Origin of the sequence: Odoribacter splanchnicus DSM 20712, assembly GCF_000190535.1 — a bacterium.
Classification (GTDB): Bacteria; Bacteroidota; Bacteroidia; order Bacteroidales; family Marinifilaceae; genus Odoribacter; species Odoribacter splanchnicus.
Window position 1 is genome coordinate 416,061 of record NC_015160.1, and the last position, 25,692, is coordinate 441,752.

A 25,692-nucleotide genomic window follows, 5' to 3' on the forward strand; every position below is an offset into this window, starting at 1 on the left:
TTGTACTTGATTTTAGAGTGGAAGGTCCTATTCTGATTTACTTTTCAGTCCGCTTCGTTCCAGCAATGCGTCGATGGTCGGTTCCTGGCCCCGGAAGCGTTTATAAAGTATCATCGGGTGTTCGGAACCGCCTTTTTCCAGGATATTTTTCCGGAAAGATTCGGCGGTAGCCTGGTCGTAAATACCTTGTTGTTTGAAAACAGAGAAAGCATCTGCATCCAACACTTCCGCCCATTTATAGCTGTAGTAGCCGGCAGCATAACCTCCTCCGAAGATATGGCCGAAACCGGTAGAAAAACAGCTGCTGTCTACGGGCGGAAAGGATTCGGTCGGAGCCATTGCCTGATTTTCGAATGCCTGGATAGAACCGCTGACAGGAGAGGTGACCGAATGCCAGGCCATGTCGACCAGGCCGAAACTCAATTGGCGGTCGTTTTGGTAACCACTCTGGAAGTTGGCTGCTTCGTGGATCTTAGTGATATATTCCTGGGGAATTTTCTCTCCGGTCTGGTAATGTACGGCCCAGGTATCCAGCCACTCTTTTTCAAGTGCCCAATTTTCCATAATCTGAGAAGGTAACTCGACAAAATCCCGGTAGACATTGGTCCCTCCGGTAGAATTATAAGTACATTGGGATAACATCCCGTGAAGGGAGTGTCCGAACTCGTGCAGGAAAGTGGTCACTTCGTCGAAGGTCAGTAGGGAAGGTTTGCTGGCTGTCGGTTTGGTAAAGTTCATCACCAGAGAAACCAGCGGCCGTACGTCCTGCCCGTCTTTTTTATGCTGGCCTCTGAATTCGGTCATCCAGGCACCACCGCCTTTGCTTTCGCGTGGGAAAAAGTCCGTATAGAGAACGGCAAGAAAACGGCCGTCCCGGTCGTATACTTCGAAGGTTTTTACATCTTCATGGTATTTGGCGATATTGTCCACTTCTTTAAAAGTAAGGCCATACAATTGGTTGGCTAATCCGAATACCCCCTGCTGTACATTTTCCAGTTTAAAATAGGGTTTTAGCATTTCGTCGTCGAGCGCGTATTTTTCCTGTTTTAATTTATTGGAATAATAGGCCCAATCCCAGCGTTGTAATTCGCCTTTAAATCCCTGACGCCGGGCAAATTCTTCTACTTCCTGTTTTTCGGCCAGGGCATGAGGATGAGAAGCGGCCAGCAGCTGACCGAGGAAGGTATTCACCATCTCCGTGTTTTGGGCCATACGGTCGGTGAGTACGTATTCGGCATAGGTCGGATAGCCCAATAGTTGTGCTTTTTCCAGGCGGAGAGTAACCATCTTCCGGATCACCTCTTTGTTGTCGTATTGGTTATCCCGGTTTCCCCTCGAAGCATAAGCCCGGTACATTTTTTCCCGCAATTCCCGGTTGTCGGCATATTTCATAAAAGGAATGTAACTGGGGGCATGCAAAGTGAACAGCCAGCCTTCCAATTCTTTTTCTTTTGCCGTCATCGCAGCCATTTCGACCGCTCCTTCAGGAAGACCTGCCAGATCTTTTTCGTCGGTAATGTGGAGGGTGAATCCGTTGGTTTCGGCCAGGGTATTTTCGTCGAATTTTAATCCCAGTTGGGATAACTCCATGGCTATTTCCTGAAATCTTTTCTGGGCTGCACTTTCCAGGTTGGCTCCTCCTTTAATAAAGGATTTCCACGTATCTTCCAGAAGAGTAGATTGTTCCGGTGTCAGACTTTGCCGGTCCCGGGATTCGTATACTTTTTTCACCCGTGCAAAAAGTTCCGGATTCATGTATACACTGTTTCCGTATTCAGTGAGTTTCGGCGAAACCCGTTGGGCGATCTGTTGCATCTCTTCGTTGGTGCAGGCGGAGTTTAGATTGAAAAAAATCGAAGAAATCGTGCTCAGTTTTTCTCCGGCCTGATCGAGCGCCACGATGGTATTTTCAAAGTCCGGAGCTTCTGCCGAAGTTGAAATCGTTTTAATTTCTTGCTTGGCTTCCTCGATGGCCTGGTCGAAAGCCGGTTCGTAATGCCGGGTTTCGATGCGGTCGAAAGGAGGGGTTTGATGAGGGGTAGTGAAATGCTCCAGCAAAGGATTGCCGGCCTGCTTTTCGCTACACGAAGTTATCGATAAGATAAGTGTCGTCATACAAATTATCGTTTTCATTTATATTTCTGTTTTGTTTACGGCAAAAGTAAAAATTAATCTTCAAAATCTGTACTAAGTTTATATTATTGGGAAAATAAAGCGGAAACAATGGCTTTGCTATAAATTATACCAGGATCGGACTTTACACTAGTTTTAAAATTATAAATTGTAGTTAAAATTATATATATTTGTCCATCATTTATGTCCGGCATGTTGTCAGATTCAAAGATATTGCAAACACTTCGGGAAAAAGAACCGCTCGGTATGGATGCCTTGTTCGAAAGGTATTACAGACCCTTAGTGGTATTTGCCGAATCGTATTTGCATGATTTGCAGAGTACAGAAGATTTGGTACAGGAACAAATGGTAAAGTTATGGTCGAAGCAGACCTTTGCCGGTATCGTTCCCGAGGCATTGGGTACTTTTTTGTTTACCGTAGTGAAAAATGCTTGTATCAACTGGCTCGAGAAGAAGAGATTGCCTGTAAAAAGCCTGGATCTTCTTCATTATCAGATCGCTTTGGAAGAGGCCGAACGTTTGGACGATTCCGCGGTGGAACTGATCCGGGGAGCCTTGGAAAAATTACCCGATAAAACCCGTCTCGTGGTTACGGTGGTTATGTTGCAGGAGAAGATGTATAAAGAGGCGGCCGAGGAATTGGGGGTGTCGGTAAATACAGTAAAGACTTTATTGAAGCAAGGCATGCGGGAATTGAGAGAACTGTTGAAAGATAAGCAAGAATTAATATTTTATTTTTATCTTCTGCATGCTGAATGTAGAGAACAGAATCCAATATATGATCACCTTTAATTCGAATGTTATGATAAGAAATCTTTTTCTGTTAGTCGTGTTTTTAGGTTGTGTTAGTTTGCGGCATGTAGAGGCTGCCATCGATATCGTACCTAAGCCGGTGAAATTAGTAGAAACCGATGGCCGGTTCGATATCACTTCCGCCTGTTCCATTGTGGTGAATGACGATTTGAAAACTTGTGGGGAGTTGTTGGCAGATTATCTTCAACCGGCTATGGGGTATCGTTTAGCAGTGAGTAGTAAAGCGGAGAAAAGCAAGCCGGCTATCCGTTTAAGCCTCGATAAGAGCTTGAAGAAATTATCTGAAGAAGCCTATCGGTTGGAAGTTACCGGGCAGGGGGTACGTATACAGGGGGCTTCGGAGAAAGGAATATTCTATGGTATCCAGACGTTGTTGCAATTGCTTCCTGTCGAAATCTTTCAGACTGAAGTACAACCGGTAAGCTGGACCGTTCCCGGAGTGCAAATCGAAGATTATCCCCGGTTCGGATGGCGTGGATTTTCACTGGATGTATGCCGTCAGGTTTATTCGGTAGATTTTATTAAAAACTGTATCGATTGGCTGGCTATGCACAAGATGAACGTCTTTCACTGGCATTTGACGGATAATGAGGGATGGCGGATAGAGATTAAAAAATATCCGGAGCTGACCCGTACCGGTGCATGGAGGGGACCGAACGAAAAGTTACAGCCTACTTTTTGTTCGGGATACTACCGTTATGGCGGTTTCTATACGCAGGAACAGATCCGGGAAGTGGTCGGTTATGCTGCTAAACGGCAGGTGATGATTATGCCGGAAATCGAAGTGCCGGGACACAGCCGGGCGGTAGCTGCTGCTTATCCTGAAATTCTTTGTGATTATATAGATCCCGGGAAGCACGAATTGTCGCAGAATTCCTGGTGTGCTGCCAATGAACGGGGATACGAAATCCTGGGGGATATCCTGAAAGAAGTAGCAGGCTTGTTTCCTTGTCCATATATCCATATCGGAGGGGATGAAGTGGAGATGGAGTATTGGGAAAACTGTCGCCGGTGTACCGGATTGATGAAAGAGAAGCATTTTGAGAAACCTGCCGAGGTACAGAATTATTTTATCCACCGGGTAGCGGAATTAGTCGAAGCTGCAGGGAAGAAAATGGGAGGCTGGAGTGAGATTATGGACGGAGGAGAACTGCCGTCGGGTACGGTAGTCTTCTCGTGGATCGGACTGGACCATGGTATCGCTGCTGCCCGGAAAGGATTACCGGTGGTGATGATGCCTGGGGAATACTGTTATTTCGATATGGGACAGACTCCGCTGGAGCGTGGACATTATTGGGCAGGGATGGTGCCTACAGAGAAAGCATATGCTTTTAATCCCTTGATTCCCGATAGCCTGAAACCGGCTGAAAGAAAAAATGTGCTGGGAGTGGAAGGGGCGATCTGGTCGGAAATGATGGATCGTCCGGCCTGGCATTGTGAATATCAGATGTTCCCGCGTTTGTGCGTTACGGCAGAAATCGGATGGACACCCCAGGAGCAAAGAGAATGGACCGATTTCAAGGGACGTCTGGATAGGAGTCATTATATGCGCTTGTATCAGAAAGGCATTCGTTTTCGGGTACCTTTCCCGGAAGTTACTTATCAGAACGGGGTATTGACCGCAGCGGCTCCTTACTCTGGGGCAGTGATTCGTTACACGGCCGATGGTAACGAACCGACCTGTTTCTCTCCGTTGTATACCGGTGAGATAAAGACAGAACAACCTGAAAACTATCGGTTTAAGACATTTTTTACGCCGCATTGGGGAAGTATTGCTGTCGGTATCGAAAAGTACTTGCATCCGGAGATGAAGGTGACAACGACTATCGACGCTCATCCGAAATGTCCGGCCCAGTTGCTGGCGGATGGAAACGAAAAAACTTTTTTCAGGAGTAACCGACGGGTAAAAGACGGGGATACCGTTTTGTTCGAATTCGAAAAACCTTTGGATTGCCGTAAAATAACGATCAAGAGTGGAGCTTACCAGACCAGCCATTATATCATTACCCATGCTATTGTCGAAATATCTACGGATGGAGAGCGTTTTATACGTTCCGGCTGGTTCGATGCCGAAGGGGACAGTGAAGTGATCTGTACGGTTCCCATCAAGGCTTTGCGTATCGTGTTTACCGAACCTCAATACGAAGAACGATTGGTTTTACAGGATTTGAAGATCGAGTAGGCAAAAGGAAATTTGAAAAACAGAGCGTGTTTGTTGAAAATATTGTTCTATCTTCGTAGGCCGTAAGATGTTTTATTTTATGGTAGAGGAGAAAGAAGATCGGTTCACATTATTTAAACAGGGAGATGAACGTATTTTTCGGCAATACTACGAGAAATATTATCATGCATTATGTCTTTGGGTGGTGCGGATTATAAAAGAAGAGACAAGAATGCATGATATCGTTCAGGAGGCTTTTATTGTTTTGTGGAACAGCCGGATGATTATAGAATCTGAACTACACCTGAAAATGTTTCTTTATCAAGTGGTTCGTAACCGCTGTTTCAACTACTTGAAAAGTAAACGGGTCGAGGAAAAATATATTCAGGAGTATCTGCAAATGGAAGAAGAAGGGGGTTTCGAAGATACAGTGCTTGAAGAAGAAGTACATCGTATTGTTGCACAAGAAATTGAAAAATTACCCGAGGAACAAAGGAAAGTGGTATATTTCCATATGGAGGGAAAAAATAATCTCGAAATTGCTGAAATCATGCAGATTTCTGTGAATACGGTGAAAACCCATAAAGCCAGGGCCCGAAAAACATTAAAAAATAAATTAGATAATCTTTTCATTATCACAGTCTTGTTGGGACTGTGATAATTTTTTTCTCTTTTTTTACTTTCCTTGTCATTCTCTTGGCCTTTTTAATTGTATTATAGTTAAAAGAGCTAAAAGTCTGTGACGTTATGAATAATTACGATGAAATAGAGCGTAAAATTTCCCTGATCAAAAATTATTTGGAAGACAACCTTAGTGTTGCCGAAGAGGAAGAATTGCGGGTATGGTTGGATGAATCGCCGAAACATCGGGAAACTTTTCAGCGAATCAGGGATAAAAAAATATTGTTTGCAAAGTTGGAATATCGGCAACGGCAAGAAACGGAAACCGATTGGAAAGTGATTTGCCGGAAGACGGGTATCGGCTCTTCCCGTCGTTTGTGGTATATTCGGGTGGCACGTTATGCAGCTGTTTTCTTCGGATTATGTCTGGGGGTATGGTTGTATTTCAGGGCTCAGGTGTCACAGCCTCAGGAATCGACATTGGCTGCTATTTCTATGGATACCATTTGTCCGGGATATAAACAAGCTTATATCGAGTTGAAAAGCGGTGAACGAATTGCCTTGGGAAATACCGGGAACAAGCAGGAGAAACGAATCGAGGGGATGGTTTTGAAAGAGGAAAAAGATGGAGTTATGATATTGCCCGGTGATTCGTTGGCCGATAAAGCAGTAGCGGTGGAAAAAAGTTGGATCGTGGTGCCGAGGGGAGGAGAATATCAACTGATTTTACCGGATGGTACGAAAGTGTGGTTGAATTCCGATTCGAAACTCGAATTCCCGAACACTTTTGTAGGCGATGAAAGAAGGGTGAAGTTGGCCGGTGAAGCGTATTTCGAAGTGGCTAAAAATAAAGCTAAACCTTTCCGGGTAGAGGTAGAGCGGGTGGAGGTCGTGGTTTTAGGTACTTCATTTAATATACATGCTTATGATGAGGCGGTTAAGACTACTTTGGTCGAGGGCGCGGTAAAATTGAATGTCGCCGGTAAGGCTTATTCGCTTTCTCCCGGTTTTGAAGCTAATGTCGATCAGGGAGGGGTGAAAATAGTGAAATCGGATGTCTATGAGCAGATTGCCTGGAAGGATGGAAAATTTGTATTTCGTGAAAAACGATTGGAAGAGGTCATGTCGATCTTGTCCCGTTGGTATGATTTTGAAATTTTCTACCAGAATGCGGCAGTAAAAGATTTGCATTTTACGGGCAATATTCCCCGGCATACTACGATTAATGAAGTGTTGAAATTTTTGGAACGTACTCATCTGGTACATTTTAGTGTGGTTGGGCGAACGGTAATCGTATCTGAATAAACGTCCCTATATTTCGTGAGGAAAGCAAATATTATAATTTTAATAAAAGACTAGCCACCGGAAACTGGTCCTTTCCGATGGCTAAATTAAACAGGGATATTCAGTAAATGTCCCTATAAAATACAATGGCATATGAAGATGCCCCAGTATAATCACTTCATATGTCATTTTTATTGTCATTTTTCTGTATTTTCCCATATACTCTTATAGGCAGGACATGACGTTCCGGAAGAAGTCTGACGACCTCTTCTGATTTTTTCGTTAAAATCATATCATGCTGCTTTCAGCGCTCTGTTCCTGACCTTATCTATCATCAGTATGGCATTTGCCGTATGTATTCCAAAGAAAATCCAAAGGATTTCCGTTTTCCTGTTCCGTGCCTTTATCCTTGAGAGTGAGTAATGTTGCTTTTGAGTGCCGAAGCTGCCTTCAAGCCTGGTGGCCCTTTCTTTGGAGAGTTCACTTCTGAGAACCTTTCTCAAGGATTCATCCCTGGCCGCCCTTCCCTTGCGTACAAAGGATGTTGATATTCCATATTTTGTACAGAACTTTCGGTTGGCATTATTGGCATATATGGAATCGGCAGCCACGCATCTTACCCTCACATTCATGAGCTTCTGCTGCATGCGGATGCAGTCCTTCAGGCGTATACCTTCGTTGAAAGCCTTGAACGAAAGATGTTCGATGAACGATATGCCGTCTATCTGTATGTTGTTGACCTTCGCACCGAACTCGACGGACTTTGTTTCCTTGCCTCTTACAATGGGACGTACATAATGACGGTCAATGCTGACGATGCGGTCCCTGACCTTCTTCCCTACAAACATTTCCTTTTCCTGTACAAGAACCTTTCTGATGATGGAAAGACGTTTCTGGTAATCCTGGGTATAGCGGAGTAAGGTTCCGTACTCTCGATGAATCTCATCCCTCTGTATGAGGAGCTTTTCAAGAAGCCTGATCATACGACGCTTGAGCATTCTTGTCCTCGAAGCCTTCCTTTTTCTTTTCTTGCAGTAGGACAGATAGGACTCCGCTACATTCCTGTATTTGTTGCGGGGACGTCTTATGCCAGGTTCCACACAATGCCTGCAGATATATCTATAGAGCCATTCAAGGCTTTCCCAAAGGAGTTTCATGTCAGTAGGATAACGCATATGGCTTTCATAGCATGTGGCATCGGCCATACAGACGTGAAGGCTGTCAAGATAGGGTTTCCAGTGTGAAGCCAGCACTTCCTGGAGGGAATCAATATCAAGACGGGACGCTATCTCATTGCGGATAGCACTGACTATCTTGTAGTTGGTTATGGGGAAGGACGGACTTATCATAATCCCGCAGAACATCTGGTAGTGTATGTTCCCGTTCAGATGTTCCACCAGCTGCCTGTCAGAGAATCCGGTGTATGCCTTCAGGACCATAAGGGCAATCTTTGCGCAGGGACTGAATATATTCCTGCGCCCCAGATGCTGGTCCGACAAGCCCACAGTCTTTGCTATATGCTCAAATGGAAATACCGAATGAAGCCGGACAAGCTCACTCTCATGAAAACTTTTGCGGTATCTTTCCAGAATATCAAATTCTGTAAACCCCAAAGTAGGGTGAATTTCTGAAATATTTTGTACTTTTGCCATATCTTTGTTGGAAAATTTCCCCCGTTTTGGCTTCCAAACCTTATTTGCGGGGGAATACCTAAAGATACAAAAAAGCCAACTAATTCGCAACATTTTATGTATGAATTAGTTGGCTAATTTTATAGTATTTACTGAATGTCCCTCTATAACTCAGTAACTCTATAACTCAGTAACTCTATAACTCAGTAACTCTTTTCAACTCTTTTCAATCTCCAATTCGACGATTTCGGGGTTATGGTCGGATAAGAATAGGGTGTCGTTGAGTTGTGAGAAAGGGATGTACGAACTGATTACCCGGATTTGTGGGGTAACGAAGATAAAATCGATTTTTTCACATTTTTCGGCCGGTATTTTACCGAAATTATGGTAAGTGAAATCCACTCCTGTCCGTTTTCCGGCCACTTTGTGGGCATCTTTCAGAATAAATTCGTTGTTGGTAATTGTTTTATAGGCATCCCAGTCTTCCGATACATTAAAATCTCCGGTGAGAATAGCGGGAGAAGTCCCAACGATTTCTTTAATTTTTTCGATAATCAGCAGGGCACTGTTCCGGCGGGCTTCGGTACCTATGTGATCGAAATGTGTGTTTACTACCATAAGGATTTGTCCTGTCTTCTTATCTTGTAATTTTACCCAGGTTGCAATCCGGGTCAAAGCGGCATCCCAACCGACCATTCCGACACTGTCCGGTTTTTCACAAAGCCAGAAAGTATTCTGGTCCAATAGGGTATATTTCGCTTGTTTAAAGAAGATCGGTGCATATTCTCCGGCTGTTTTTCCATCTTCCCGGCCGACTCCGACAACTGTATATTCGGGTAAGCCGGTTTTCAAGACTTCCAGCTGGTGATGCAAGACTTCCTGCATGTCGATGATATCGGGATCGACCCTGTGGATAAAAGCACATATACTGTCTTTGCGGTGTGGCCAGCTATTGGGACCGTCTCCTGAATTATCGTAACGGATATTGAAAGTCGCTAAACGCAGGGACTCAGGCTGTTGTTGGGTACAGCCGAGGGCCAAAAGGCTCAGGATAAGGGTGGAAAATAGATTCTTCATGTTATTTATTGTTAGATCTCCAAAGCTAATAATTATTGAGGAAATTTTTAGGAAAAAGAGGACGAAGTATGAAATAAATGCTTTGGACAATCACCTGGACCGGAGAGCTTCCGCAAAGAAAGACTAGAGGATATAAAACGGATTTAAACGTAGGTATAATTTTTTCTTTCTATTCCGATTTCGGGTTTTATACCGTCAGACCGGTTCGCCTGGACCGGTCCGCTAAGGCTTTCCTTCACTGACCGGCGGAACTCCTCACTTCGTTCGTCAAACACCACCGGTCAGGCGTTCGGAAAACCTAACCGGACACTCGTTCCTGCTCCAATGGTCTTCCGGCATAAAACCCTTCATCTCACGGCAGAGCTTAACCGGCAAAGGAAATACAAGCGGAAATCTACAACAATAGGAAGCCGGAACATCCGGCTTATTTCCAGGGAGATTGATATTTCTCAAATCAAGACTAATCTGTAATTCAGTGATAACGCAAGTCGAAGGTGATCGGGATTGGAGACCATTGGAGCTCTGGCGAGTGTCGTCTTGCTTTTTCTGAACGTCCGACCGGTGGTGTTTGACGAACGAAGTGAGGAGTTCCGCCGGTCAGTGAAAGAAAAAGATAGACGACCGGCAGGAGCGACCGGGTCGCCAATTCCGATCACCGGAGACGAATTAGTAACGAAATAAACCTACGTTTCAAACAATTAGATCTCCACTGTTACAAAGATTTCAGAAGTCAAGTCTAACCGTTGTAACTATAGAAAATAAAAAACGGTGCCACTCTCTTTTAAACCCTTGTTCCCGTTTAAACTGTTGGCACCGTTGTAATTGTATTGCCAGAATCTTAATTCAACATCCTGATCAATTCACTGGCCTGTTGTTTCATTAATTGATTTTGAGATTGGTTAGCCAGGTTATTGGCGATATTGGCATATTTTTTTGCAATGTCGTTGAACCCGCATTTTTGGGAGATTTTGACATAATTGTAAATCGCGTCGAAGTCGGACTTCGATTCGACAGTTTTTCCTGCCCATAATTGGATCACTTTCAGGCGGGAAACATCATTCATGATTTCCAGAGCTCCGGCAGTGATTTCTTTGATCATCTTCCGGTTTTCCGGGAAATAGCGAAATAACTTCCGGGCTTTGTAAAAATAATCTTCGGCATTTCCGGATAACCGTAGTTCTTTGATATTGAAATAATCCAATACAACATCGTAGTGCTCGTATCCGGTTTCTTTGATCCGCTTCATTTGGTTTTCGTAATCTGCCTTATTCTGGAGATAGAGTTGTTCCAAATGGTTTACCAACACATTGTCTAATTTCTGAAAAACATCGTCTTTGGAAAAATGCTGGATGAATTTATCTTGATTTTCAAAAACATATTTGAGCTGAGGTGCATTGATGTCGTTTACATAATCCCGTACGATCATCCAATTGTAATCTTTGAAGTAATCGGCTTCACTTTGGGTTTTGAAATAACGATTCAGTATATCTTGTCCCGACTTCCCTTGTTTACTCAATTCTTTTAATAATTGCATGGTCGTTTGAGGGTTTGCCGGATTTTGTTCAAATGTTTTGACCAAATTATCCAGACTTACCGTCGTTTTTTCAATTGCAAAACCGCTCCAGGTACTCCATAAAATCACCCCTACTGTTAATAAAAATCTACACTTCATATCAACCTTCAATTTTATATTAAATTTACATCTATAAAACACCTAAAGAGCCTAAAAGGGTGAAGTAAAAATCGATTTTAACTTACGATTTAACAGATTTTACATATAAAATTGACGATTTGCAATTATATCCATTCGTTTGGTATAAAAATGCAACTTAAAACGTTTACATGAGGCAAGGTTTTTAGTTTGCTCTTAAAATTAAATAAAACACGGAAAATATTTTAAGAAATGCAATGATTTCCTGGCTGAAAATATTAATTTGTCGCAATATTTATTAGTTCGACCGGTTTATGAGAAGAATTATACTGTTTTTACAACTGCTGTTGGGAGTGGAGATGATTTATGCTCAGACGGAGACGGAAATATTGAATTATTCCCGTTTGTCTTATGCAGGATCGGCTCGGGCAGCTGCTATGGGCGGTGCTTTCGGAGCTTTGGGAGGAGATATTTCTTCCTGGAATCTGAATCCTGCCGCTGTCGGGGTTTTCCGTAAATCTAGTGTTACCTATACTTCGGTATTGAATTTCTCCGGGAATGAATCCGGGGAGCTGACTGCAAGGAAAACTTCTTATCTGATCGGAACGGTAGGAGGGGTACTGTCAGGGTACGTGAAGGATGAAAAAAGTGATTGGAAAGGTTTTAACCTGGGCTTTTCGTATACTGATCTTTCGAACAATATTCAAAATACCCGGCAGCAGGTGTATCATTCCCCGACTTCCCTGACGGATGTCTATGTTTGGCAAAGTCAGGGATACAAACCGGATGAATTGAATATTTTTACAACCGGTCCCTTTTATGATACCTATTTGTTATATCAGGACGAAAATGAAAGTTACCATTCTATTTTGGAAACCGATGGAGAAACAGCCGAATGGGTCGATCAATATCAGGAGATCCGGGAAAAAGGTTACCTAGGCGAGTTTTCAATTGCCGGAGGAACGAATTATAAAGATAAATTGTACCTCGGAGCGGTACTCGGTATACAGTGGACCTATGATAAACAACGTATTCTTTATTCCGAGATTGCAGAAGAAAATGCTCCTTCACTTCTGGATTTTTATGAATTCCGGCAATACCGTCGCACCAGAGGTACGGGGATCAATTTGAAACTAGGGCTTATCTATCGTCCGGTACCGGCTATTCGATTGGGGGCCGCTATTCATTTGCCGACCTGGTTTACGATGGAGTATACACTTGAAAATTCTGTTCATACTTATTTTACTACGCCTACCGATCCTTCCGTCGGACGGGATAAACAGGAGTATGAAATATCCAATAGGGCTTATGGAACCTATTATGATCCTTATCGGTATCTGGCTAATGTACGGACTCCCTGGAGGGCGTTTCTTTGTTGGGGACTTGTGTTGGGGCAACACGTGATGTTGGATGTGGATTATGAATATGTCGATTATAGCTCTGCGAAGTACAAGCGTCCTGCGAAGTGGATTTACGGCAGTTATGAGGATGACTGGGAAAAGGATAAAATAAAAACTTTATCCCGGAGTGTCGATTATGATCCGATTAATCGGGCGATCAGGTCTCTTTATCGTCCTACCCATAATCTTCGGGCCGGAATGGAGGTCCGGGTGAACAGTCGGGTGAGTCTTAGGGGAGGATACGGACTTCAACAAAGTCCGTATAAACACGATGTTGCTTCTTTCAATAAAATATACACCTATGCCGGAGGGATTGGATTGAGTGTGGGCTTGTTCTTCGGGGATCTTTCTTATACCCGCCGTTATTCTAAAAACGAAACTTGTTTTTACAATGAAAATGGTATCACTGCCCAGCCTTTGGCTAACAAATATACGGATCAGGAAATCCGGTTGACCATAGGGTTACATATTCGTTCATTATAAATTTATCGGGACAATAAATTTAGTGTATAAAGCCGATGGCCTGCGGGTGTTTTGTTACGGCCGTAAGGGCGGCTGATAGAAGTGAAAGTTTAATGAACGAAATACTTGGCAGGGATGATGAACTTTATAAAAAACGATATTTTAGTAGTTACAGCAATTTCAAGGGGTACAAAAGTTACAACGGTTGGAGCAATTCTGAAACTTTTGTATCCCTTGAAACTTTTGTCACTGTTTAATTTTCGGTTTCTTCCGCAATTAATTCCGGATCGGGTTCGTCACCTGCGAATACCAAACCGATGGTATATTGGTTCTTACCTTTATAAGCAACGAGTTTTTCTGCAGTTGCGGTCGAAATACGAATACATTTTTCCGGGACTTCCTGACGGAGCAGGTATTCTTTCAGGACTTGGTTGCGTCTGTCCATTAATTGGTGGGTCAGTTGGTTCAGTTGAGTCGAGTCGGCCAGTGAAAGAAGTTGGTCATCCAAATAAGCCGTTTTTTTGTCCTCACTGACCTGGGTTCCGACATAATTGAGAAATTGAATGTCTTTCGTATCTATTTCCATTATTTTACTGTAGTCGATCGGTAACAGGGTAGTCTGTGATTTCTCAGGGTGTTGCTGTAGATAATAATTGCGTTTTACATAGAAATCGGCCAATTGTACCTTACTTTGCTGTACATTGACAAATTGTTCCAGGAGTAGGGTCATCTCCGGTTTGGCTTTTATAATTTCGGCTAATTGGTTGATTTGAGTCAATTGTTCAGGAGTAAAGTCGTTCTGTACTGCTTCGAATGGAAGATTTTTCAGTTTTTCTGGAGAGAAACCGAGGGAATTTGCCAGAAAGTTAACCGGAGAAACGGCTACTTTCACCAATAAATTGGTCAGGGTCTTAAAAATGATTTTCCGGTAAGAAAATTCAGGAGAGTTGATGTCTCCTTTTACAGGTAAATCCATTCGAATCAGATCGTCTTTGTCTTTGATCAGATATAAAGCTGTTTTCAATGGGATGTTATAATCGGGTTTCGGATCTTTGTGTTTATTTCCGACTTCACATTTGGCTATATTCAGGTTATTACGTCCGTCCAGCATACTCTTACGGATATTGTTCACGCTGCTGAAAGAAAGGATCCCTTTTTGCAATGGATAACCGAAATATTGCATGCTATAAGGAGTGAAAGTTTTTAAATCCAGATTCTTGATACTGAGTAAGATATCTGTATTGCTGAGATCGTCTAATTTCCCTTCGTAGTTGAAAATAATGGTCCCTCCATTTTTGAGGGTACTGCTGACTTTGGCCTTATTTTCTTGAGTGAGACTCAGTTGGTCGGCAACCAGATTGATATTTTCCAGACTGAAAGTGAAGGGGTGACGCAAGGTCTGATCTTTGAAGGTGAAAAGCGAATTATTGATCCGGAAGGTGCTGACTTTGAAATCGGGGGCTGTTGCTGTAGTTTGAGGTCCGGCAGCTGGAGTTTGTTCTGCCGCCCCCCGGACGGTATCTTCGGGAGTTTCTGGGAACAGGTCGCTCATGGTATTTCCGTCTTTACGGAGTTCGAAACCGGTTTTGATACCGTTGACAGCGATCGTGTTAAAATGAAAAATAGCTTTTCCGGGGTTGATCGTTTCCATATCGATATAAATGCTATCGGTAGCCAAGACTTCTTTGTGACTGGCGTCTGCAAGTGACAGGTGGTTTATACCCAGATTGCCACGAACCACTAATTCGGTTACATGTTCGGCGTTACCTTCGATGTTAAGGTGAGTATTCAGGATTCCGCCGATTGTACTGATCCGGGTGAAATCTGTCAGGTAAGGTTGGATAGGAGCGATTGAGAAATTGGTCAGGTCGATATCCAATAGATAATTGCCTGCTTCCATGTTGTATTGGATAGCCGTTTGCAAATGTCCACCGTCATTGAAATTCAATGCGATGCCGACATCGGTATTTTGACCACTGAAATAAACCCCCGGAATCTGAAGTCCGAAATTTTCCATTTGCCAAACCGAATTACGCTCTAAATCTTTGTAAAGGATATGACCTCCCTGTATGCTGATATTATAGAGGGCAATGGCAAGGGGATTTGCCGAAGTTGTGGCCGGAGAGGCCGGAGAAAGGCTGTCGGAGGCCGGCGATTGTAGAGTAGAAGAAGCCACCGGCTGGGCAGCAGGACTATCGGCGGATAACGTATCCGTTGACCCGAGGGCCAAAAGATCGTCGAAATTGAACTCACTGCCTTGCTGAAGTACCTTTACGCTGGGATTGGTCAGACTAATGTGGTTGATTCTGACTTCATTCGCTAACAGACGATGTAGAGACATATCCACACTGAGGGTATCGAAAGAAACGAAAGTATCCAGATCGTTGGCTTCTAATAATTGGAAATCGGTGATACGGGCATAGCCGGTGAAAATGTTTATGTAGAGTCCTTTGATGTTGATCTGACGCCCGATCAACTCTTTACTATGTTTATTGATGTAGTTTTTGGCGATCGGCGGAAAAATACAAGCGATGATAATGAACACTGCGACGAGAACAGCCACTGTAATAGTGGATATTTTAAGAATTTTCATGGTTAAAAATTTATATATGATGTATGTATTTTGCAAAAATAATCAAAATTTTAGAATTTGGTTTATGAAAAGGGATTTCTATCGATTGCAACTTTTTTAGGCTGAATCATATTTATTTACACAGATAATTTATTGAAAATTATTATATCTTTGTGCGTGCTAAGAGAGCTAAAAAAGCTATAGGCTATAAGCTATAGGTTGGGAGGCTCAAGGTTGCTAGAGACGGGAGAGCTAAAGGCTAAAAGCTGGCAGCGGGGGAGGAGAGTTGGAAGAAGTATGAAGTAATAGGTGAAGAAGGAGGAAGAAGCAGGAGGATAAATGAAAGATAGAATATGAGAGTGGAGATCGATGAACATTCGGGTTTTTGTTTCGGGGTAGTGAATGCTATCCGCAAAGCGGAACAGGAATTGGAGCGGGGGATGTTGTATTGTATCGGTGATATTGTGCATAATGACCTCGAGGTAGAGCGTTTGAGGCTACGTGGATTGAAAACGATAGAACACGAGCAGTTTGCACGATTGCAACATTGCCGGGTATTGTTCAGAGCACATGGAGAACCTCCGGTGTCATACGAGATCGCTCAAAAGAATGAGGTTGAAGTGATCGATGCTTCTTGTCCGGTGGTATTGAATTTGCAGAAAAGAATCCGGAAAGCTTATGAGCAAACCCGGGAACAGGGTGGACAGGTGGTCATCTACGGAAAACGCGGGCATGCCGAAGTCGTGGGCTTGGTCGGACAGACGAATGGGGAGGCTTTGGTGATCGAGAATCCCGAGGATATCCGGCAGATCGATTTTTCGCGTCCGGTGATTTTATTTTCACAGACGACCAAAAGTCTGGAAGGTTTTCAGGCTATTGCAGCTTTGCTAAAAGAGAAAGGCGGGGCACAGGTGGTGGTGAACGATACGATCTGCCGGAAAGTGGCCAATCGTATACCTCAGCTGAGAGAGTTCGCACAGAAACATGATGTTGTCATCTTTGTCAGTGGCGAAAAGAGTTCGAACGGAAAGCAATTGTTCGCTACTTGTTGTGAAGTGAATCCCCGGACTTATTTGGTGCAAAGGGCGGAGGATGTAAAGCCGGAAATGTTGGAGAATGCTCAAAGTGTCGGAATTAGTGGGGCGACCTCTACACCGGCATGGGTGATGGAAGAAATAAGACATAAAATAGAACTACAATAAATGAATTACATGATTTAATTATGGGAAGAATAAAAAGAATTGGAGTACTGACTTCAGGAGGTGATGCTCCGGGAATGAATGCTGCCATTAGGGCTGTAGTCCGGACAGCTATCTTTAATGGCTGTGAAGCATATGGTATCTTCGGTGGTTATCAGGGATTGATCGAGGGAGATATCAAAAGATTGAAATCCAATGATGTAAGCAATATTATTCAGCGGGGAGGAACGATTCTGAAATCTGCCCGTAGTATGGAATTCCGTACACCGGAAGGACGTACCAAAGCCGCTCAGATGTTGGCAGAGCATAAAATCGATGCTTTGGTGGTGATCGGGGGAGACGGTTCTTTTACCGGTGCTAAACTATTGATTCAGGAACATGACATTCCGGTGGTAGGTATTCCGGGAACGATCGATAATGACTTGTACGGTACCGATTCGACGATCGGATACGATACGGCTGTCAACACTGCAGTGGAAGCTGTCGATAAAATTAAAGATACGGCGAGTGCTCACAACCGGCTTTTCTTTGTAGAAGTGATGGGACGTGATGCCGGATTTATCGCTTTACGTACCGCTATCGCCACCGGTGCCGAAGCTGTGTTGGTGCCGGAAGTGGAAACGGACTTGACCGATTTGGAACATTTTATTGAAAAAGATTATAATCCGAAAACCTCCAGTGGAATCGTAATTGTCGCTGAAGGTGAAAAATCAGGTGGGGCTTACAGCATTGCTGAAAAGGTGGCTCAGAAACATCCCGAGTATGACATCCGGGTGTCTGTATTGGGACATATGCAGAGAGGCGGTTCTCCTTCTCAGTTCGACCGGGTTTTGGCCAGTCAGTTGGGTGCTGCCGCTGTCGATGCTTTGATGGACGATCAGAAGAGCATTATGCTGGGAATCATGAATAAAGAGATTGTTCATGTTCCTTTTAACAAAACGATCAAGCATACCAAAAACCTGAATCCTGAATTATTGAATCTGGTGCGGATTCTGTCTATTTAATAGAATCTGGTCTTGGTAATGAAATAACGGTAGGAGCATCCCGCTTTCTTACCGTTATTTTTGTTATTATTGCATGATGAATGAGTTCTCATTCGGGTATTTTGTGAATAAATGGTATTAAAATATTTTTATGCGATATGCTGATGTCATCGTGCCCCTGGCGGTAGAAGGAATGTATACCTATACGGTGCCTGTGTCTCTGGAAAGCGAGGTTCGCGAGGGTACATTGGTATTGGTGTCGTTTGCCGGTAACAAGCGGTATACCGCTTTGGTCGGTCGTATACATGACCAGGCGCCTGTCGGATATCAGGTAAAGCCTATCGAGGATGTCATCGAGAAACAGGTTTCGTTTTCGGCTCTGCACCTGAGGTTTTTATTGTGGCTCGGCGGGTACTATATGGCCACTCCCGGCGAAGTGATGAAGGCGGCTTTACCGGTGGCTTTCCGTTTGGAGAGTTTTACCAGCATTACCCGTACCACGGAGGAAGTGGATTATGCGGGGTTGACTACGAACGAAAAAATCTTACTCCGATTTTTACAGCCTGGCGAATATGTTTCGCTGAAAGAAGCGGAGAAATATCTGAAAATTAAAAACGGGCTTCCGTTGGTGAGAAATCTGTTGGCCCGGAATTACATCCAGATTAAAGAAACAGTGGACGACTTGTTCCGGGAAAAAAAGGAGCGTATCGTCACTTGGGCAAAAGAGTATACAGAGGAAGAATTGGGGGCGTTGTTGGATCGCTTGAAAAGAGCACCGGCCCAATATGCTATGCTTTGCAGATGGATTGAATGGGGTAAAACTGAAATCGAAAAAGGGGAGTGGTTGCGTTTGACCGGACAATCGGCCGCTACACTCAAAGGATTGTGTGACAGAGCGATTTTGAAGGTCGAAGAAAGAAAGATAAGTCGGTTGGGAGGAGACGGAGACGCCGGAGGAAGTTCTTGGCAGCTCAATGCAGAACAACAGGGCGCTTTAGGGCGCATCCGGGATTTTTTCCTTGAAAAAGATTGTGTTTTGTTGCAAGGGGTGACCTCTTCCGGGAAAACGGAGGTATATATTCGTCTGATACAGGAATATCTGAATCGGGGACAGCAGGTGTTGTATATGCTGCCCGAGATCGCTTTAACCGTACAGATCGTAAGACGGTTGCAACGGGTTTTCGGTGACCGTATCGGAATTTATCATTCCGGTATGTCGGATAATATGCGCGCTGAATTGTGGCGGAAGCAATGTAGCGACGAACCTTTTCAATTGATACTCGGAGTCCGTTCGTCGATCTTTCTGCCTTTTCGGAATCTGGGATTGATTATTGTGGATGAGGAACATGACGCTTCTTACAAACAAAAAGAACCTGCACCCCGTTATAATGGCCGGGATGCTGCGGTTATGCTGGGGAAATTGTCGGAAGCCAGAGTCCTGTTAGGGTCGGCGACGCCTTCTTTCGAGTCTTTTCAACATGCGCTTACCGGAAAATATGGGTATGTACAGATGAACAGCCGTTATGGTGGAATTCAGATGCCCGAAATTCGTTTGGCCGATGTGGGAGAATACCGGCGTAAAAAGCTGATGAAAGGTAGTTTCTCTCCCTTATTGCTGGAAGAGATGGAGAAAGTGCTGAGCGAACACAAACAGGTTATTTTATTTCAGAATCGCAGAGGTTATTCTTCCTATGTACAATGTGACCGTTGCGGGGAAATCCCGAAATGCCGTTATTGCGATGTGAGTCTGACCTATTATAAGCAGCGCCATGTACTCGTTTGCCGTTATTGCGGGGCTATCGTGTCGATGAGCGACCGTTGTTCGGTTTGCGGGGAGGGGCATTACCGGGAAAGAACACCCGGAACGGAGCGGATAGAGGAAGAAGTATTACGGCTTTTCCCGCAGGCCCGGGTAGCCCGGATGGACCTGGACGTGATGAGTAGTAAGTCTCGTTTCAGGAGTGTCATCGAAGATTTTGAACAGGGGAAGACCGATATCCTGATCGGGACTCAAATGGTCACTAAAGGCCTGGATTTTGCAAATGTCAAGCTGGTCGGAGTGATAGATGCCGATAGTATGGTCAATTTCCCGGATTTCAGGGCGGAGGAACGGGTTTATTGTATGTTGATGCAGGTTAGCGGGCGTAGTGGACGGAAAGGTGACCGGGGGAAAGTGGTTATTCAGGCGGCGGATGTTAAAAACAGAGTGTATACCATGCTGACCGATGGGAATTACCGGACGTTTTTCGAGCAATTGGCTGCAGAACGGGAGTTGTTTGTATATCCTCCCTTCGGCCGGATGATTCAGGTGGAACTAAGACATAAAGAGGTGGTACCTTTACGGAATGCCGCTAACCGGCTGGCTGTCCGTTTGCGCGGGCAGCTGGGCAAACGGGTGTGTGGGCCTGCTGTTCCGGAGATTAGTAAAATCGGTGGGTATCATCGGCTGATTTTGTTATTGAAGCTGGAAAACGGAATCTCTTGTTCGGGGGTGAAAAACAGGCTTCTTGAAGAAATCAGAATATTGAAACAAGAAAAACAGTGGGGAGCACTTCGGGTCATTTGTGATGTGGATCCTCAATAAAAGAGTGAAGTTATGAATACAAAAGGGTGTAAATTTGTTTTAGGAATTATTTTGTCGCATCTGTTGCGAATCTCTGCTTCTGCTTAGTTTTTTTCGGATTCCTGCAGATAAACGGTAAGAAAAGGTTTTTCTTTATTTTGAAGGGATTTATAACCGGAGTGAGATCTATGTGAACGGTCATTTACTGGGAAAGAGGCCGGGTGGGTATTGGAACATCCCGGGCTTTATCGGTTGAAGACTACTGGTTTGCGTTTATTTACTTTCGATCCGGGTAAAATTTACTTTTCCACTGTTGAAATCCGCGGAAAAACGATCATGGGGATTGTTTATGTAAATTATTTTAACCAATATTGCAGTTCAGTAACGTCTGTGCTATGAGTGGTGACGGTGATGAAGTTTTATATGCAGAATTGGCAGGAGATTTAAGGCGACGGTCTCATCGGGCTTTTGAGCGGATTTTCAAGGAAATGGGACCCCGGTTATATCGTTTTGCCTTCTCTTATCTTATGAATGCGGAGATGGCGGAGGATGTGGTGCAGGATACGTTTATGCATTTTTGGTCTGTTCTGGGAACGCTGCCGGAGGATACACGGGTGAGTACTTATCTTTATGCTTCGGTGAAAAATTCCTGCCTGAATTATTACAAGCATCTCCGTGTGGAAGATACCAACCGGACAAAACTTACCGAAGCCTTGATTTATATGGGGTCCCTGCAATACGAAGAGGGAGAGGACCTGTTCGGAAAGGTGCAGGACTGCTTGCGTAAACTTCCGGAGCAACAGCGCAAGGTGCTTGAAATGAAGATTTTCAGGGATATGAGCTATAAGGAGATTGCCAGAGAACTGAACCTTTCGGAAGTCACTGTGCATACCCATGTCAAGAGGGCCTACAAAGCTATACGGGAGGCATTGCCTGTGGTGTATTTCTTATGGTCTGTCTTGGGTAAAATTTAAAGGATTCCATTTCCGGATCAGTGTTATTCAGCTATTTCGTATTATTCTTCAAAATGTTGACCGGAGGTATTATTGTGTGTGGTTGGTGGAATCTTATTTCTTTCTGAATGGTTCGGGCTATCGGACATATTTTTACTAAAATTAAAAAAAATATGCTTTTTCTTGTCCCCTGTTTTTGTGTAAGGTTGTTTTACTTATAAAGACGGTTAATGACGAGGTATGGAAATAGATAAAATCAAAAAAGTAATGATGGGAAAAGCTTCCCGGGAGGAAAGGGAGGAAGTGGAATCCTGGGCAGGCGGGTCGGCTGAACGGAAGCGATTTGTGGAAGATGCCCGGGGGTTCTATGCCGGGGAGGAAATCCCCGATGGGGAAATAGAACAGCGGATGCGGCGGATTTGGCAGACGATGCCTGTGTCTATATGGCGTCGCAGGATGATTTTCCGTTGGGCTGCTGCTGCGGCTTGTGTTTTTTTGGCGGTAGGGATCGCTTGGAGCGTATGGTTGCCGGGTACGCGTGAAGGCAGGGTGGTGCCGGATGGGCAGGAACAGGGGGTACAGGCGGTGCAGTTGCTGTTGTCCGATGGTAGCAGGCATGAACTCGGGCCCTGTAGGTTGTCCGGTTCGATTCCCGGATTCCGTGTGGATACGGGGGGAGTGATCCGGCAGGAAGCGGTGGAAAGCAGAACGGGAGGAGATACCGTTCGTTATGGCGAAATCATGGTGCCGCGGGGCGGGGAGTATAGGATGGTGCTGGCCGACGGGACACGGGTGATGTTGAATGCAGAGACGCGGCTGCGGTTTCCGGAGGCTTTCGGAGACGGCGAACGCAGGGTCTTTCTGGAAGGCGAGGCTTATTTCGAGGTGGCGAAGGAAAGAGAACGCCCGTTTTGGGTGGATTTCCGCGAGGGGACGGTGCGGGTATTGGGTACACAGTTTAACGTGAAAGCGTATGGGGGAGAGGAAGCTGTGGCTACCTTGGTTCATGGGAAGGTGGAAGTGGCCAGGGGCCAGGAGGCTGTTGTGTTACAACCCGGCGAGCAATGCCGGATCGCAGCCGGTGAAGCGCATGCGCTGATCGTGGGTAAGGCCGACCTGGTGTCCACATTGGCTTGGAAAAATGGGGAGTTCGTATTCAAGGACGCTTCGTTGGACCAGGTGATCGACGAATTGGCACGTTGGTATAATGTGGAAATGGTGTACGACCACAGCTTGTTCCGGGAATCGCGGGTACACATTTATATGAACCGTTCTCAGACGCTCGACGAGGCGCTGGATATGCTTTCCAAGGCATGGAACATCCGTTATGAACGGCAAGGAACAAAGGTCTGGCTTGGGGAGTGGCATACCGGTGGGACTGATAGCGATTGAAATAGTTTAATTTAAGGTTACGCAAAAGGCGATACCTTCCGATAGATTAAGAAACACGGGCGATGCTGACTCCATCTCCCGTGTACAGGATTGCCGATTGCTCAACAATCACTTTTAATTTTACAAACATATGAAAAAAAATTATCTAAGGCAAATTTCCTGCTTGGGAAGGATGGTCCTGAAATGGTGGCTCTGCCTGTTGCTGGGAGGAATGTTGAATCTTCCGGCTACCGCCCAGCAGAAAACGGCACCCCGGGTCAACCTGAAGGTTGAAAAAACATCTTTGATCCGTGCGATCGAAGCATTGCGCAGTCAGACGCGTTATAATTTTCTGTTCAATTCTAAGGACTTGCAGCCCTATACGGATATTTCCGTGCATTTACAGTCGGTGACGCTGCAACAGGCGCTCGATAGTCTGCTTATCGGGCGGAAGACGGGACTGGAGTATACCATTGAGGGAGAAACAGTGGTGATCCGGAAAAAACAGACGCAGGAGCAACAGTGTACAGTGAACGGCCGGGTGACCGATAACCGGGGACAGGCGTTACCGGGAGTGACGGTGTTGGTGAAAGGAACTACTATGGGCACGGTTACCGATGTTGATGGCAACTATAAAATTTCTTTACCTAAGATAGGTTTGACTTTACGGTTTTCATTTTTAGGGATGGGAACTCAGGAAATTGTGGTTACCGGTCCGGAGTGTAATGTAATTTTGGAAGAAGAACAGAATAGTCTGGAAGAAGCAGTGGTGGTTGGATATGGTGTTGTAAAGAAAAAAGATTTGACCGGTTCTGTTTCCAGTGTAGATACTCGTTTGATTGAAGAGTCTGCTGCCGCAGACATTGGTACTATTATTCAGGGACAGGTGTCGGGGCTCCATATTCTGACCGGTAGTGGTGCTCCCGGTGAAGAAGTACAGATACAAATCAGGGGATGTGCTTCCTTATCCGGGAATACTTCACCTCTGATTGTTGTCGATGAGGTACCTATGCCTTCCGATTTCTCTATCAATCAGCTGAACCCTTCTGATATTAAAAGTATTGATGTATTGAAGGGTGGATCTTCATCGGCAATCTATGGTTCCCGGGCATCTGCCGGAGTGATTTTAATCACGATGAAAAAGGGAAGCCGGAATGAGAAACCGTTGATCAGTTACGATTATACCTTTGGAACACGTCAGTTGGTGTCAGATATTAATGTTCTGAATACAGAAGAATTTAAACTTTTGCTATTGGAAGCCACCCGTAATTCTGCCCAGGAGCAGGGGTATACGAATTTGAGTGATTATCGTTATTATAAAGACTATACCACTCCGGGATATTTTGGGGAGGTGAATACTCCCTGGATGAAACTATTGATGCAGCCTGCCAGGGTACATAAACATAATATCAGCGTAAGGGGAGGGGGACACTCTTCCAATTATTCTGTTTCCTATGGCTTAATAGATGAAGAGGGGATGCTGGTGAATACTTCCAACCGTCGTCATAACCTGAATTTGAACCTCGATACCGATCTCAATAAATGGTTGAAAATGGGAGTGACTTTCAGAGGGGATCTTAGTAAACGCGGACAGACGGAAAATTTTAACGTTGCTGCAGAAGCCCGGCCCGATTTACCCTGTTACAACGAAGATGGAAGTTATTATGTTCATAAATATATGTATCAGGGAGAAGAACGGTTTGAATCTAATCCAATGATTGAAGCCAAGGAAAGAGATAATGTGAACCAGGATCTGGGGGCTAATATTACCTCTTATTTAGTGTCCAGACCGTTCGGAGGACTGAGTCTTAGATTACAATATTCCTATAACTATAAACAAAGTAAAGGGCGGGATTTTTATCCGAGTATGACTTTATATGGGAGTGGTGGATACAAAGGACAGAAAGGTCAGTTGACGAATACAGAACGTCTGTCTGAAAATCAGGAATTGATGGGACAGATTATGTATGGGAAACGTATAAAGAAACACAATTTTGATATTACAATGGTGGGAACTTTGACAGATTCCAAAAATTCTTATGCCTCTATGACCTTTGCTGATTTTCCTGATGATAAAACTCAGACTTCAATTTGGCAGGGAGTTACTTATAAAGATCAGATGGGATATGACAAGGGTGCTCTCTTGTTACCTTACGTTGCCCGTGCTAATTATAGTTTTAATGATCGTTATTTATTGACGGTATCCTGGCGTGCAGACGGTTCGTCTCGTTTCTCTCCTGACAATCGTTGGAGTTATTTTCCTTCATTGGCTGTAGCTTATAATTTGACAGAAGAAAAATTTCTCCGGCATAATAAAGTGATTAACTTTTTAAAATTGCGTGCCAGCGTTGGAAAGGTAGGAATGGGATATGTGGATGAATATGGCTGGAGAACATTGTATGATGCTACGGAATACCTGGATCAGCCTGCTATTGTCCCAGGATCGATGGGTAATAATAACCTGAAATGGGAAGGAACTGTTTCTTATGAATTGGGTTTGGATTATGGATTTTTTAAGAATAACCGTATTTCAGGGACATTAGAATTCTATAAGAAAAAGACAAAAGATCTGCTCTATCGGTATACCTTGTCTCCGGGGATCGGCCTGCCTTCTGCAAATGTAAATTTTGCAGCTATAGAGAATCGGGGGATAGATTTTGACATCAATGCTAAAATTATTCAAAGGTTATGCACCGCTCTATCAGCTTTCTGCCATCATCGCCCTGTCCTTTCTGTTGGACAGCATGGAAGCGCATTTATTCAGAGGGTATGTCTGTCAGAGATTGAAGCAACCAGCATCCATGATAACGCCGATATT

The 25,692-nt window shown here is 44.3% G+C and carries 16 protein-coding genes and 1 pseudogene; 12 read left to right on the plus strand and 5 right to left on the minus strand.

The features are described from left to right. Positions 1–27: 27 nt before the first annotated feature. Positions 28–2,115, minus strand: coding sequence for a M3 family metallopeptidase (locus ODOSP_RS01715; RefSeq protein WP_013610689.1), 2,088 nt, complete (start codon positions 2,113–2,115; stop codon positions 28–30). 210 nt (positions 2,116–2,325) lie between these two features. Between ODOSP_RS01715 and ODOSP_RS01720 the strand changes: the two genes are divergently transcribed. The 4 genes from ODOSP_RS01720 to ODOSP_RS01735 all read left to right on the plus strand — a co-directional run bounded on the left by ODOSP_RS01720 (position 2,326) and on the right by ODOSP_RS01735 (position 7,033). Then, positions 2,326–2,925, plus strand: a complete 600-nt coding sequence (locus tag ODOSP_RS01720) for an RNA polymerase sigma factor (RefSeq protein WP_118108671.1) — start codon at positions 2,326–2,328, stop codon at positions 2,923–2,925. 10 nt (positions 2,926–2,935) lie between these two features. Beyond that, on the plus strand, positions 2,936–5,128 hold the full coding sequence (locus ODOSP_RS01725) for a glycoside hydrolase family 20 protein (RefSeq protein ID WP_167535979.1): 2,193 nt from the start codon (positions 2,936–2,938) through the stop codon (positions 5,126–5,128). 79 nt (positions 5,129–5,207) lie between these two features. Continuing rightward, the gene (locus tag ODOSP_RS01730; protein WP_013610692.1) at positions 5,208–5,765 is read left to right on the plus strand and encodes an RNA polymerase sigma factor; all 558 of its coding nucleotides are present in this window, start codon (positions 5,208–5,210) and stop codon (positions 5,763–5,765) included. Between the two features lie 89 nt (positions 5,766–5,854). Further along, on the plus strand, positions 5,855–7,033 hold the full coding sequence (locus tag ODOSP_RS01735) for a FecR family protein (protein WP_013610693.1): 1,179 nt from the start codon (positions 5,855–5,857) through the stop codon (positions 7,031–7,033). A 272-nt stretch (positions 7,034–7,305) separates the two neighbouring features. On the opposite strand, the gene ODOSP_RS01740 is transcribed toward ODOSP_RS01735, so the two are convergent. Continuing rightward, the gene (locus ODOSP_RS01740) at positions 7,306–8,664 is read right to left on the minus strand and encodes a transposase (RefSeq protein WP_083813772.1); all 1,359 of its coding nucleotides are present in this window, start codon (positions 8,662–8,664) and stop codon (positions 7,306–7,308) included. 195 nt (positions 8,665–8,859) lie between these two features. Further along, a complete protein-coding gene (locus ODOSP_RS01745) occupies positions 8,860–9,720 on the minus strand; it encodes an endonuclease/exonuclease/phosphatase family protein (protein WP_013610695.1) in 861 nt (286 codons plus the stop codon). 504 nt (positions 9,721–10,224) lie between these two features. On the opposite strand from ODOSP_RS01745, the gene ODOSP_RS19855 reads away from it, so the two are divergent. Further along, complete coding sequence (locus tag ODOSP_RS19855) at positions 10,225–10,401, plus strand: hypothetical protein (RefSeq protein ID WP_157741822.1); 177 nt, start codon at positions 10,225–10,227, stop codon at positions 10,399–10,401. 157 nt (positions 10,402–10,558) lie between these two features. Here the strand turns inward: ODOSP_RS19855 and ODOSP_RS01750 are convergent, their stop codons facing one another. Beyond that, positions 10,559–11,392: a hypothetical protein gene (locus tag ODOSP_RS01750; RefSeq protein ID WP_013610696.1), complete on the minus strand. Its 834-nt coding sequence runs from the start codon at positions 11,390–11,392 to the stop codon at positions 10,559–10,561. Positions 11,393–11,685: 293 nt separating this feature from the next. On the opposite strand from ODOSP_RS01750, the gene ODOSP_RS01755 reads away from it, so the two are divergent. Further along, positions 11,686–13,254 (plus strand): hypothetical protein, encoded by a 1,569-nt coding sequence (locus ODOSP_RS01755; protein ID WP_013610697.1) that lies wholly within the window; start codon positions 11,686–11,688, stop codon positions 13,252–13,254. Between the two features lie 232 nt (positions 13,255–13,486). Here ODOSP_RS01755 and ODOSP_RS01765 read toward each other — a convergent pair whose 3' ends face one another. Continuing rightward, complete coding sequence (locus ODOSP_RS01765) at positions 13,487–15,826, minus strand: DUF748 domain-containing protein (protein WP_041556266.1); 2,340 nt, start codon at positions 15,824–15,826, stop codon at positions 13,487–13,489. A gap of 332 nt (positions 15,827–16,158) precedes the next feature. Between ODOSP_RS01765 and ODOSP_RS01770 the strand changes: the two genes are divergently transcribed. From ODOSP_RS01770 to ODOSP_RS01795, 6 genes and pseudogenes are all read left to right on the plus strand, one after another. After that, positions 16,159–17,007, plus strand: coding sequence for a 4-hydroxy-3-methylbut-2-enyl diphosphate reductase (locus tag ODOSP_RS01770; RefSeq protein WP_013610700.1), 849 nt, complete (start codon positions 16,159–16,161; stop codon positions 17,005–17,007). Positions 17,008–17,027: 20 nt separating this feature from the next. After that, positions 17,028–18,008: a 6-phosphofructokinase gene (gene pfkA / locus ODOSP_RS01775; RefSeq protein ID WP_013610701.1), complete on the plus strand. Its 981-nt coding sequence runs from the start codon at positions 17,028–17,030 to the stop codon at positions 18,006–18,008. Between the two features lie 130 nt (positions 18,009–18,138). Further along, the gene (gene priA / locus ODOSP_RS01780; protein WP_013610702.1) at positions 18,139–20,571 is read left to right on the plus strand and encodes a replication restart helicase PriA; all 2,433 of its coding nucleotides are present in this window, start codon (positions 18,139–18,141) and stop codon (positions 20,569–20,571) included. A gap of 374 nt (positions 20,572–20,945) precedes the next feature. After that, a complete protein-coding gene (locus ODOSP_RS01785; protein WP_041556268.1) occupies positions 20,946–21,524 on the plus strand; it encodes an RNA polymerase sigma-70 factor in 579 nt (192 codons plus the stop codon). A gap of 219 nt (positions 21,525–21,743) precedes the next feature. Next, positions 21,744–22,895, plus strand: coding sequence for a FecR family protein (locus tag ODOSP_RS01790; protein ID WP_013610704.1), 1,152 nt, complete (start codon positions 21,744–21,746; stop codon positions 22,893–22,895). 211 nt (positions 22,896–23,106) lie between these two features. Beyond that, a pseudogene (locus ODOSP_RS01795) lies at positions 23,107–25,497 on the plus strand (SusC/RagA family TonB-linked outer membrane protein); the annotation flags it as partial. Positions 25,498–25,692: the final 195 nt, after the last annotated feature.

Bases quoted from the DNA above. Each gene is read 5' to 3' on its own strand.
- ODOSP_RS01790 (WP_013610704.1), top strand. From the start codon at position 21,744: ATGGAAATAGATAAAATCAAAAAAGTAATGATGGGAAAAGCTTCCCGG.
- ODOSP_RS01725 (WP_167535979.1), top strand. From the start codon at position 2,936: ATGATAAGAAATCTTTTTCTGTTAGTCGTGTTTTTAGGTTGTGTTAGT.
- ODOSP_RS01785 (WP_041556268.1), top strand. From the start codon at position 20,946: ATGAGTGGTGACGGTGATGAAGTTTTATATGCAGAATTGGCAGGAGAT.
- ODOSP_RS01755 (WP_013610697.1), top strand. From the start codon at position 11,686: ATGAGAAGAATTATACTGTTTTTACAACTGCTGTTGGGAGTGGAGATG.
- ODOSP_RS01765 (WP_041556266.1), bottom strand. From the start codon at position 15,826: ATGAAAATTCTTAAAATATCCACTATTACAGTGGCTGTTCTCGTCGCA.
- ODOSP_RS01735 (WP_013610693.1), top strand. From the start codon at position 5,855: ATGAATAATTACGATGAAATAGAGCGTAAAATTTCCCTGATCAAAAAT.
- priA (WP_013610702.1), top strand. From the start codon at position 18,139: ATGCGATATGCTGATGTCATCGTGCCCCTGGCGGTAGAAGGAATGTAT.
- ODOSP_RS01730 (WP_013610692.1), top strand. From the start codon at position 5,208: ATGGTAGAGGAGAAAGAAGATCGGTTCACATTATTTAAACAGGGAGAT.
- ODOSP_RS01720 (WP_118108671.1), top strand. From the start codon at position 2,326: ATGTTGTCAGATTCAAAGATATTGCAAACACTTCGGGAAAAAGAACCG.
- ODOSP_RS01770 (WP_013610700.1), top strand. From the start codon at position 16,159: ATGAGAGTGGAGATCGATGAACATTCGGGTTTTTGTTTCGGGGTAGTG.
- ODOSP_RS01740 (WP_083813772.1), bottom strand. From the start codon at position 8,664: ATGGCAAAAGTACAAAATATTTCAGAAATTCACCCTACTTTGGGGTTT.
- ODOSP_RS01750 (WP_013610696.1), bottom strand. From the start codon at position 11,392: ATGAAGTGTAGATTTTTATTAACAGTAGGGGTGATTTTATGGAGTACC.
- ODOSP_RS01745 (WP_013610695.1), bottom strand. From the start codon at position 9,720: ATGAAGAATCTATTTTCCACCCTTATCCTGAGCCTTTTGGCCCTCGGC.
- ODOSP_RS01715 (WP_013610689.1), bottom strand. From the start codon at position 2,115: ATGACGACACTTATCTTATCGATAACTTCGTGTAGCGAAAAGCAGGCC.
- pfkA (WP_013610701.1), top strand. From the start codon at position 17,028: ATGGGAAGAATAAAAAGAATTGGAGTACTGACTTCAGGAGGTGATGCT.